The sequence below is a fragment of the Staphylococcus sp. HMSC62D11 genome (assembly GCF_001839145.1).
In the GTDB taxonomy this organism is placed as follows: Bacteria; Bacillota; Bacilli; order Staphylococcales; family Staphylococcaceae; genus Staphylococcus; species Staphylococcus lugdunensis.
The window spans coordinates 340,985-351,022 of record NZ_KV840184.1; the positions used below are offsets into that span (position 1 = coordinate 340,985).

General features: G+C 32.0%; 13 protein-coding genes and 1 pseudogene. 2 read left to right on the top strand and 12 right to left on the bottom strand.

Going from position 1 to position 10,038, the window contains the following annotated elements:
• Nucleotides 1-53 precede the first annotated feature (53 nt).
• Both HMPREF3267_RS04535 and ytkD read right to left on the bottom strand, forming a co-directional pair.
• Entirely contained in the window at nucleotides 54-827 is a 774-nt protein-coding gene (locus HMPREF3267_RS04535; protein WP_002492634.1) for an alpha/beta hydrolase family protein, read from the bottom strand.
• Nucleotides 808-1,281: an RNA deprotection pyrophosphohydrolase gene (ytkD, locus tag HMPREF3267_RS04540; RefSeq protein ID WP_002458787.1), complete on the bottom strand. Its 474-nt coding sequence runs from the start codon at nucleotides 1,279-1,281 to the stop codon at nucleotides 808-810. The genes HMPREF3267_RS04535 and ytkD overlap by 20 nt, the downstream gene beginning before the upstream one ends.
• A gap of 66 nt (nucleotides 1,282-1,347) precedes the next feature.
• Between ytkD and yidD the strand changes: the two genes are divergently transcribed.
• Complete coding sequence (gene yidD, locus HMPREF3267_RS04545) at nucleotides 1,348-1,605, top strand: membrane protein insertion efficiency factor YidD (protein WP_002458786.1); 258 nt, start codon at nucleotides 1,348-1,350, stop codon at nucleotides 1,603-1,605.
• Here yidD and menC read toward each other — a convergent pair.
• Entirely contained in the window at nucleotides 1,602-2,606 is a 1,005-nt protein-coding gene (gene menC / locus HMPREF3267_RS04550) for an o-succinylbenzoate synthase (protein ID WP_070823844.1), read from the bottom strand. The genes yidD and menC overlap by 4 nt on opposite strands.
• 6 nt (nucleotides 2,607-2,612) lie before the next feature.
• Nucleotides 2,613-4,007: an o-succinylbenzoate--CoA ligase gene (gene menE / locus HMPREF3267_RS04555; protein ID WP_002458784.1), complete on the bottom strand. Its 1,395-nt coding sequence runs from the start codon at nucleotides 4,005-4,007 to the stop codon at nucleotides 2,613-2,615.
• A gap of 245 nt (nucleotides 4,008-4,252) precedes the next feature.
• Here menE and HMPREF3267_RS04560 point away from each other — a divergent pair, with 245 nt between their 5' ends.
• Complete coding sequence (locus HMPREF3267_RS04560; RefSeq protein ID WP_230453893.1) at nucleotides 4,253-4,762, top strand: hypothetical protein; 510 nt, start codon at nucleotides 4,253-4,255, stop codon at nucleotides 4,760-4,762.
• A gap of 189 nt (nucleotides 4,763-4,951) precedes the next feature.
• Here HMPREF3267_RS04560 and HMPREF3267_RS12725 read toward each other — a convergent pair whose 3' ends face one another.
• The 8 genes and pseudogenes from HMPREF3267_RS12725 to HMPREF3267_RS04600 form a co-directional block, all read right to left on the bottom strand.
• The gene (locus HMPREF3267_RS12725) at nucleotides 4,952-5,161 is read right to left on the bottom strand and encodes a helix-turn-helix domain-containing protein (RefSeq protein ID WP_062077782.1); all 210 of its coding nucleotides are present in this window, start codon (nucleotides 5,159-5,161) and stop codon (nucleotides 4,952-4,954) included.
• Nucleotides 5,162-5,648: 487 nt separating this feature from the next.
• A complete protein-coding gene (locus HMPREF3267_RS04570; protein WP_062077784.1) occupies nucleotides 5,649-5,858 on the bottom strand; it encodes a hypothetical protein in 210 nt (69 codons plus the stop codon).
• Between the two features lie 14 nt (nucleotides 5,859-5,872).
• Nucleotides 5,873-5,995, bottom strand: coding sequence for a phage head-tail connector protein (locus tag HMPREF3267_RS04575; protein ID WP_081095640.1), 123 nt, complete (start codon nucleotides 5,993-5,995; stop codon nucleotides 5,873-5,875).
• Nucleotides 5,996-6,007: 12 nt separating this feature from the next.
• Nucleotides 6,008-6,916: a hypothetical protein gene (locus HMPREF3267_RS04580; RefSeq protein ID WP_062077786.1), complete on the bottom strand. Its 909-nt coding sequence runs from the start codon at nucleotides 6,914-6,916 to the stop codon at nucleotides 6,008-6,010.
• A 17-nt stretch (nucleotides 6,917-6,933) separates the two neighbouring features.
• Nucleotides 6,934-7,536, bottom strand: coding sequence for a DUF4355 domain-containing protein (locus HMPREF3267_RS04585; protein ID WP_081095641.1), 603 nt, complete (start codon nucleotides 7,534-7,536; stop codon nucleotides 6,934-6,936).
• A gap of 181 nt (nucleotides 7,537-7,717) precedes the next feature.
• On the bottom strand, nucleotides 7,718-7,969 hold the full coding sequence (locus HMPREF3267_RS04590) for a hypothetical protein (protein ID WP_062078783.1): 252 nt from the start codon (nucleotides 7,967-7,969) through the stop codon (nucleotides 7,718-7,720).
• Between the two features lie 10 nt (nucleotides 7,970-7,979).
• Nucleotides 7,980-9,353, bottom strand: a complete 1,374-nt coding sequence (locus HMPREF3267_RS04595) for a minor capsid protein (RefSeq protein ID WP_062077788.1) — start codon at nucleotides 9,351-9,353, stop codon at nucleotides 7,980-7,982.
• Nucleotides 9,343-9,594 (bottom strand): annotated as a pseudogene (locus HMPREF3267_RS04600) (phage portal protein); the annotation flags it as partial. The gene HMPREF3267_RS04595 and the pseudogene HMPREF3267_RS04600, both read right to left, overlap by 11 nt.
• Between the last annotated feature and the right edge of the window lie 444 nt (nucleotides 9,595-10,038).

Sequence of the window (10,038 nt, forward strand, 5' to 3'; positions counted from 1 at the left end):
AATATAGCTTAGATGCATATTATGATTTAAAATTCGTAGTGCATCTAAGCTTTTTATTTTTGAAGCTCTTCTATTTCCTTCATCCAATTGAATATACGTTGAATTGCCAATCTCATTGCTACTGGTCGAGGTACATGGCCTTCTGCAAGTTGATAAAATGTATCAAATTGCGTCCCTCGTTGTTTCAAAGCATCTTCTAAAACGTATGCCTGATGAATACCGACTTGTTTATCCTGACCTCCATGAATGATAAGTATCGGTGGACTCGTTGCATCAATATCCTTTAACGCATCACGTTTTTTATAGGATTGTGCATCTTTAACAGGATGTCCAATCATTCGTCGCAACATTCCTCTCAAATCCACACGTTCCTCATACATTAAATTTACGTTTGAAACACCCCCCCAAATAATATAACTGTCCACTGGTAAATCTTGAAACGTTAATAAACCTTGCAGACCTCCGCGTGAAAAACCAATCATATGAATATAAGCGTCAGGATATGATTGATGTAACTGCTGAACAAGTGTTGTCACATCATGTAAATCACCTTGGCAAAATTCATCTCTACCTTCACTCCCATTATTGCCTCGATAATATGGCCCAATAACTAATGTCTCTGGTGATGAAAATTGCATTAATCTTGCTGCACGCACACGTCCTACCTGACCTTTTCCACCACGTAGATACACAACAATCCGCTCAACCGTTTTATGAGGTAACATTTGTAATGCTTTCACTTTTAAACCATCAACAACATAGGTTACCTCTGCAAATTCATGTGTCAATGATTCAATTGGCATGGTTTTATAAAGAATATAATCCAAGCAATTTCACCCTCTCCAAACACTGCTGAATAGCTGCATCTTGTATTAAATAACTTCGCTTGTTTTCAGGAATATCGTTAAGTCTTTGATAAAGAATGGGACCTGCTGTTTCTAAATAATCATTTTTTTTATCTATACGACTTACTTCAATTGCATATACATCTTTGACAAAAGGTGTCTTATCCTTAGTAAATACTTCATATTGCGCAATGTACGTAAGTTTCTGGCATTGGGCGCCTGTTTCTTCAAAAAGTTCGCGTTTAATCGCCTCCATACTTGTTTCTCCTTCTTCCCGTTTACCACCTGGAAATTCTATTCCTCTTACTTTATGCTGAGTAAATAATAGCTGCTGTTTATAAAATGGGATAGCTAAAACATGGTTACCATTCGCAATATCTTTATCATTTTTATATGTGAGGATAACACGTCTATTTTCTTTATCTAAAAATTGCATATAGATTACTTCCCCTTTCAATATGTTAAAATGAAGTTATTGCTAGATGGTTGGAGGCTTTTATAAATGAAAAAATTATTACAAAAATTATTTTTAAGCTTAATTTATGTTTATCAACATTTTATTTCCCCAATGACACCAGCGACATGTCGTTTTTATCCAACATGCTCAGAATACACACGTGAAGCCATTGTGGTATATGGACCACTCAAAGGAACTTATATGGGTATCCGTAGAATTTTAAAATGTCATCCTTTTCATAAAGGCGGATTTGATCCAGTACCGTTAAAAAAAGATAACAAGCACTGTCAACATAAACATTAAAACATGACCAATTGTGATGTATCAACCTCGGGAGGAGAAAATGAAATACGTCGTTGTTTTAGAATACCTGATTGTGACACAAGATCATGATCATAATAGTATCCAGAAGGTGTAATATCCCCTGGATAATCTCCAAATTGTGCTAAGTAAGCTGTAAAATAACGACTTAACCCATATTCATACATTCCACCAATGACGACACTAATATTATCACGTTGTAGCTTGTGTATTAACTTAATCACATGGTCAATACCACCCATTCTAAAAGGCTTAATTACGACCACTTGTATGTTATAACTATGACATAACGTTAATATTTGTTGCACTGATGTAGCCTTTTCATCTATTGCCACTGGCGGAAATAAATTATGATTATAATTTTTATATAAATCCATTGTTTTAAATGGTTCTTCGATATAAATAGGATGATACTGCTTAACCAGTGCTAATTTAGGTAAATCTTCTTTAGTTAATGATTCATTTGCATCAATTACCAACTGATATTCAAAATCCAATTGCTTATTCATATGCGCTAAATCTTTCAAAATATGATTCGACCATTTTATTTTAATGCGTTTTGGTTGTGTCTCTTTAAGTTGAACGAAATGCGCTTCGGTTAACCCGCTCACAGTTGCACCATAATCCACATTTATAATTGGTAATGTTTGGTACATTTGAAACACAGCCATTACCACTGTAGCCCGAGCAGCTGGAGCAGCGTTCAGCTGATTTAAATAAGGGAGCCAAGCATCAAAGGTCGAAAATTCTTTATTTTTGATACTACTCGACCATGCTTCAATAACCTTTTGAACACTATTAATTGTTTCTGAGTCATACCAATCCGATTCAAATGCATTGCATTCACCAAAAAATGATTTTCCCTGTGAAGTAATCATTTCAATAATTAGTGCTTTACGACTTGTTAAATGAACTTTCGGGCTTGTTATTGGCACACGAAACGATTGATTATACAAATAGTAATTGATATCTACAATTTTCATTCATACTCATCCTTTAAGCTCAAATTTATTACGTTGCAATTTCCCAGTAGATGTATAAGGCAATGTTTGAACGGCAACATATTTTTTAGGAACTTTATAAGCAGCAAGTTGCACTCTTAAAAATCGATCTAACGACGCAATATCAATGTTGTCTTCTGAAATATAATATAATAATGGGACTTGTCCCCATGTTTCATCTGATAAAGGCACACACATCGCGTCTTTTATGCCATCAAATTGTTTAGCTTGCATTTCGATTTCATAAGGATAAATATTTTCACCACCACTAATGATTAAGTCTTTGCGACGATCATAAATCACGACAAATCCATCCTTATCAACCTCCGCAATATCCCCCGTTTTAAAATAGCCATCTACGAATGCGTCTTTTAAACCTTTAGGATATAAATAACCGTCCATCACATTGTTACCTTTAAGCCACAACTCACCATGCCCATCGCGATTAGGATTATGTATCTTTATCGAAACATTACTACTCGGTTTACCAACCGTATCATGACGACGAGCTAACATATCAGGTGATGCCGTTAAAAATTGAGAGCACGTTTCTGTCATGCCAAACGAATTATAAATTGGTAACTGATAATTTAGCGCTTCATCAATTAAAGCAACTGATAATTTAGCGCCTCCGAGCAATATTTTTTCAAGCTTATATGGCTGTGTTAAGCCGGCATCCATAAGCCATTGCAATGTTTGAGGAACAAGAGAAACATGCGTGATGTGCTCATTCTTAATGATATGCATCATACGCTGTGTATCAAATTTATCCAATAATCTTACCGTGAAACCTTCTATAACTGAACGTAGTAATACACTTAATCCTGATATATGATAAATTGGCAATACAGAAAGCCAAATCGTTGTAGAATCAAAACCTAAACTTGATTTACAGCCTTTTGCACTCGCATAATGATTGTTAAAAGTTTGTGGAACTGCCTTTTGTGGTCCAGTCGTGCCAGAAGTAAACATAATTGATGCGATATCTTGTTGGTTAAATGATTTAGATATCAATCCTTTATTACGTTTATCAATTAAACTCTGAAAAGGAATGATATTAAAATCTTTCAATGCTAAAGAAGCAGTAGTGATTATATATTGAACGTCAATCGACTGCATTTGAGCTGTGATTTCTTTTGGTGTTAATCGGGTATTAATCATAGCAATTTCGATATGTGCTATCCAACATGCATGAATTAAAATGACTGAGTTTATAGAATTGGTTAAATATAAACCTACCCTTGAGATATTAAGCGTAACAAGATGCTCAGCGATAACCTTTGCCCTATCATATAATGTTCGAAATGTGAGTGCCTTAACACCATCTGTAATTGCTATTTTATTTGGATTCATATAACTCTGTTCTGATAACCAATATTCCAACTCAATAGACCTCCATGTTCATATACATTCTTATTATAGCGATTTTGTATGATTTTATCAGTGACAGTGCTTAGGTTATTTGAAGCATTATATTTTTAAATAAACCTTAAAGTTAACAACTAGGATACATTAGTTATTTTTCACAGTATTTTTATAAATTTTACGCTTTGCATTTATACTTTTTTGCTACGCTGGTTATGGGACTTTTATTGAAAAAAATTAATGATAAAAGGAGATATAATTTCATGATAAAAAAAGAACTCGTAGAAATTTATACTAACGGCTTAGAAGAAACATTTTCAGTAGGATATGTCCTTGAAGAAAATGAAAATTTCATTATATTTAAGTCTATTGATGAAAAAGGTGTACTAGACAGTTACCAATTAAGGAATAAGGAATACATTGTAGAAACTTGTAATCATTCAAAATACCTTGAATTAATCGATAATTATATTTTACAAAGCAAAGAACATGGCATGTTTAATCCATTTAATATTGAAAATACATTCCATTTATCTTCAGATTTGCAAGATTTAATTACTTTAAACTCAATGATAACAATCGTTATGCAAGATAGCATTGAATTAATCATTGGACGTGTAACCGAAGTACAGGAAAATATCATAAAAGTAAAAGTTTTAGATTTTAATTCCTTAGAGTTTACAGATGTTGACCAAATTTATATATCAGACATTGTAGCGATTGATTTAGTAAGTGTAGAAAATAAATTACTTGAAAACTATTTAAATGCGTAGTTTTTTGTAGCTGAGAGTAAGTTTATGGAAATGCGAATAAAAAAGAACGCTGATATATCAACGTTCTAGAGTAATTTAATTAATCAGAATTAAACTGATTTTTAATTTTGTATGGAGAGTGAGGGATTACCCAAATTGCCTTGAAATAAGTAATTGGGTAGTCTTTTTGTCCGTGTGTTGACCAAAATTTTAATTCTCTTTTGATTCAAGTTGCTTTTGGTAATTGTAGAGTTTTTCTGCGGTTTCCAAAGTTAAGTTTTCAATTGCACGTTCTCCACGACGTATATCGTTTATATTACCATAACTTACGCCAGTATCTTTCTTTATTTGGTAACCTGATATATTTTTATTATTAATCAATTTTTCTATTGTCTGAAATAATTCATTATAGCTGTTCATTAAAATGGAATGAGACGAGAGTCTTTATATAAAAATTAATAAAATAACTAGTATTAAAATACCTATAGTTAAAGCAAATGAAATTCTTTGTCTTATTTTCCTTTTCATTTATATCACTCCCCATTATAATAAAAGGTAAGGCACCCCCTTTGGGGGCTTACCTTAGAACATCTTACGAAGAAATTCTATGAGTAGTATTATGAAAGTGGCGATTTTCAGGTAGTACTCAATTTCTTCACGATGTTCTTTTTTTATTCTTTCCTTTCGTCTCATTCCCTCACCTCCTATATATATTATAACTCATATGAGTTATAATAGCAATATATTTCCCTACTTTTTTCATTTCTTCGCAAAAAACAACCTACTAAAATTAATAGGTCATTACAATTTAATCTTTGTCTTCGTCTTTATGTGCTAACAGTTTATCAATATCCATTTTACTTAGTGCCATACAAAAACCACGCTCATTTAGAACGCGGTTTATTTTTTACAATTCGTTTTTAACATCTTGTAGCGTATATTCGAATTGTTGATGTTCTTCAATTTCTTCGTTGTCGAATTTACTGTTTAGGTCTTCATTTTTAATTAATTCTAAAATGTAATCTTTGTCTTTTTGCCATTCTGGACTGATTTCATATAAGTAAAAGCTTTCTCCCTCCTTTGTGATAATCTCTAACGCTTTATCTTGTTTTTTCATATCTACTACATAAGTTAAATTGTAGGTAACATCGCTAATAATTCATTTTTAACATTGTCTATTATCACAATGAGTTGTTTATCTTGTTTATCGTCTTCTATACCAATTCGCTTTTTTACATTTTCTAAAAAGTTCATTTAGCCACCAACTTATCCAGTTGTAACTGTAGTAGCTTTATCATCTTTAACTTTTACTTTGACTACTGCGTCAATATTTTCAGGGAATAATTTTAATGCTGACATTAAAACTGTTTCTGATGTTAAACGGTTAGATTGAATATCATGTAAAACACCAACAAATCCAGTTTCATCTGTTGCAAAGTTAAATGCACGTCCTAATTCACCATTAGGATTTGCATATGCAACATTTAAGTTTTCAGCTACAGTCATCCAAACCTCGCCTTGCGGAACATCAGAAAGTTCAATCACTTTAACACTAACATAATCACTCAATAATCCCATGCCAAACAATGATCCGTTTGAAACAATTAAACCATTAGCAATATGTTCTGCAGTATCATCTGGATTAACAAAAGCAATTGGTGTAACTGCACCATCAAGCACAGTAGTTAATCTAGCACGTCCTTTAGCTAATGCCCCTTGCAAATTCTTAGCTTGTAATGCTCGTTTGCCACTATCTAATTCTGTACCTGCAGCAGAACCTAATGCACTAGCAAAATCTGTTCTAATTTTCTTTTGTGCGTGTCTAATTAGTTCATGATCTGTTTTATTAACTGCGATATCAAAACCATGAGCTTGAATTGCTTCTGCTGGTGTAGCTTTACGATATTTGTCAAACGTTAATTCAATTGTGTTAACCAATGTACGTTTAACTTTTGTTAACGGAATTTCATCGCCCTCAGCCACTGTTTTATTACTTGGTTCTTCTACACTAAATTTATACATTTTAACGTTTGAACCAATATTCATTGGTAATTTGTTTGTTACCCCTAAAATTTCTAATAACTTATTAATATTGTCTCCAAGTCTATTCGCAAAATCAATAGACTTCGCTTTACCTAAAGCTTCTGTATTTGATAAATTTGTCTCTACTGTCATACTTTTTACCTCCTAATTTATGAAAATAAATTGATATTGTTCGCAATTGCGTTTTGACGTTGTACGTCATCTTTAATTGCCATAATATCTTCCTTTGTCATTCCACTGGTTTGTGTGTTAACTGGAGAGTTTTGTCTCAATGCTTTTTCAACATTAGATTGAACCATTTTATTTAAAAGATTAGAAAAAGTTTCAACATTCTTTTTAGTGTCCTCTGCATTTGAAGTAACTAACATATCTAATAAAGGTTCCTCAGTCACATCGATGCCTTCTTTATTTAACATCAATCGTGCTTCAGCTTTCATCTGTGATTTAGCATCTCTTACTTTATATTCTTCGAGTTGCTTAGTTAACTTTTCATTCTCATATTGTAACTGTTGATCTTTATTCATTTTAGCTAGCTTTTGAGCTTCTTTGACTGCTTCTGCTTTTTCATCTTCTTTTTGCTTTAAACGACGTTGTAATTCAGAATTTAATCGTTGATTAAACTCTTCTTCTGAATAAACTTTTTCCGGTGTGTCTTGTTTTTCTTGTCCTTCAGATGTTTGTGCATTGTCCTCTGGTTCTTCTGCGAAAAACTGTAACTTTAATTTCAACATGTTGGTCTTCTTAGTTTGCATATTTTACACCTCATATATTTACTCTTGATTAGTTTTAAGTCATGCATGGTTCGGACTTAACACTTGCACCTTTTAACGCCTTAAGCATGGTTTGGGCATAAAAAATAACCTTCCGAAGAAGGTTAAAAAATCGTATAAAAATAGCACCACTTTCTATTTATCTATGTAGAAAGGATGCTATTTAATACCAAGCAACTAAATATTCTTCAGGAAATTCATTTTTGCTTATAAAATATCTAATCGCTTGAAATGCTTTGTTTCTATATATCATATAATCTTTTGTTATTTCATCTTTAGATAATATGAACTCAATAACCTCTGAATTTTTTTTATTTAAAGTTACTTTGCCTCTCCCCTTTTTTAAATCATCTTGTGGCAAATATTCATAACTAATTATTCTCTCATCTTCTTTTATTTTATTTAAAGTTAACATTGAACTCACCTTATTTATTAATATAACTTGCATAATCATACTTTTTCTCAACATAATTATGTGCCTCTGTATAAGAATAATTATACTTATTCATCAAATAGTGTTCAAGCGCTTCATGACGCAATAATATAAAATCTTGCTCTTTTATATTCTTTCCTTCCCTTAAACGTTGCCAACTTAAAGCTATATTAAAGTCCGGGAAAAATTTCTCTTTTTTATTTCCTAATTCATAGATGTTTTCAAATAAATGTTCATAAACTCTTTCTATTAATTTTTGATTATATCCAGTATTATTTGATATTATTTCAATTTCTCTTTTTTTATTTCTATTTAGCACTGATTTATAATATTTTATTGCATGCTTATCTCTTTTTAAGTGGTAAGGATTATTTAAATCATTCAGTGCTCCTGATTGTTTTTTAGAATTGGAACCATTGCTTGTTTTATACTTGCCTTTACGTTCTTTAAAGAACTTATCCCTCCAGTTTCCTACATGAGGTACTGTTGTACTTCTACACCATGGGTGCATAGGAGGTGCATTAATACCTGGAACCATATCTTTAACTTTAAAAACTTTACCATTTAATGAGTGACATATTTTAGATGTCTTATTATCTATTTTAGCTACATATTTGTACTCTCCACCTTGACCCAATTCTTTTAAATAAGTTAGCTTTTGCGATTCTGATTGTACTCTTGCAGATTCAGTAATTAATAAACATTTAGCGTTATAGGTTGTAGCGTCTGTTTTCTTTTTGAAATCTGATATATATTCATTAGGATGTCGGCCACGTACAACTACATTACTAGTGACACGCTCAACTTCTTTTTGAACAACAGCCATATCTTTCCACAAACGAGTTGACCACTTAACCCCTTTAAAGTTACTATTCACTACTGCACTAATTTCAGTATCATCAATTTTAACGTGCTCACCTAATATATGTGCTTGCCTTTCTACTTCTCTATCCACAGCTTCGACAAGCTTTTCTTCAATTTTATCTTGTAAATCACTACCTGAACTTTTGATGATTAAATCTAACTGTTGCTTAAGAAGTTGTTCTCTAGATACTTTCATTGACAAGTTATATAGTTTTAATGCTTTATTAGCCTCATCACTAAAATCTTTTCTTTCAACATATTGCTTTGCTTTATTACGAAAAGCTAAAACATCAAATTCATCAGCTTTTTTCTTAACTTCTTGAATATTTAATCCAGTATCTAGCGCATATTTTGCATAAAATGCTAACAATTCTTTAGATATCTCAGCATACATTTGTATAACTAGCCGTTCTAATTCAATCGCTGCTTGAGCATCTGCTAGAGATTCGGCGTTTATGACGTTCTGGGCGCGTTCTAGCCAATACTCTATATTATTGGGCATTATTATCAGTCATTTCCTTTTCGTCGCTAAAATGGCCGTTAAAATGCGAATTATCAGCTTGTTCTCTAACTTTATTCTGCTCATCATGCATTTTCTTAATCTCATCATTAGGATTATCGATAATTGGTAATAATTTCAATCTTGTTTGTTCAGAAACGCCACCATTTAAAGCATTGAATGCTTCAATTGCTTCAGATAAAGATTTAGGCAAGTTAGGTGTGAATGTAATTTCAATCTTTGAAACCTTCCAAGTCACAACTGCCATTGTGATAAGGAAGGTTATTTTAATTAGAAACTTCATCCTTATTCACCTCGAATTTTAAATATAAAGCTAAACTTTCGTTTTACGTAAGTCTTGGCTAAAAAAAATATCTCTTCCCTCTTGTGGTGTCAATTCTAGGGCGAAATAAATACCGTTAATAACTGAATATGATGGTCTATTTTTACCATGTATTACATTAGATAATGTATCTCTATTAACACCAATCTCAGCGATAACGTTTTAATATTAAAGTCCTTTAATGCCATTTTAGATTTAAGAAGTTTAGTATTAATTAACATCGTTTTCACCTACTTTCGTTTTACGTAAGTAATGATATCATAGTCTTACAAAAATAGTCAAGCATTATACGAAAGTTTTTCGCGTTAAACATTGCAAATAACGAAAGTTTTCCGTATAATATAA

What these genes read in the sequence shown, in the direction of transcription:
- ytkD (WP_002458787.1), bottom strand. Translation starts at nt 1,281, where the DNA reads ATGCAATTTTTAGATAAAGAAAATAGACGTGTTATCCTCACATATAAA.
- yidD (WP_002458786.1), top strand. Translation starts at nt 1,348, where the DNA reads ATGAAAAAATTATTACAAAAATTATTTTTAAGCTTAATTTATGTTTAT.
- menC (WP_070823844.1), bottom strand. Translation starts at nt 2,606, where the DNA reads ATGAAAATTGTAGATATCAATTACTATTTGTATAATCAATCGTTTCGT.
- HMPREF3267_RS04560 (WP_230453893.1), top strand. Translation starts at nt 4,253, where the DNA reads ATGATAAAAAAAGAACTCGTAGAAATTTATACTAACGGCTTAGAAGAA.
- HMPREF3267_RS12725 (WP_062077782.1), bottom strand. Translation starts at nt 5,161, where the DNA reads ATGAACAGCTATAATGAATTATTTCAGACAATAGAAAAATTGATTAAT.
- HMPREF3267_RS04570 (WP_062077784.1), bottom strand. Translation starts at nt 5,858, where the DNA reads ATGAAAAAACAAGATAAAGCGTTAGAGATTATCACAAAGGAGGGAGAA.
- HMPREF3267_RS04575 (WP_081095640.1), bottom strand. Translation starts at nt 5,995, where the DNA reads ATGAACTTTTTAGAAAATGTAAAAAAGCGAATTGGTATAGAAGACGAT.
- HMPREF3267_RS04580 (WP_062077786.1), bottom strand. Translation starts at nt 6,916, where the DNA reads ATGACAGTAGAGACAAATTTATCAAATACAGAAGCTTTAGGTAAAGCG.
- HMPREF3267_RS04585 (WP_081095641.1), bottom strand. Translation starts at nt 7,536, where the DNA reads ATGCAAACTAAGAAGACCAACATGTTGAAATTAAAGTTACAGTTTTTC.
- HMPREF3267_RS04590 (WP_062078783.1), bottom strand. Translation starts at nt 7,969, where the DNA reads ATGTTAACTTTAAATAAAATAAAAGAAGATGAGAGAATAATTAGTTAT.
- HMPREF3267_RS04595 (WP_062077788.1), bottom strand. Translation starts at nt 9,353, where the DNA reads ATGCCCAATAATATAGAGTATTGGCTAGAACGCGCCCAGAACGTCATA.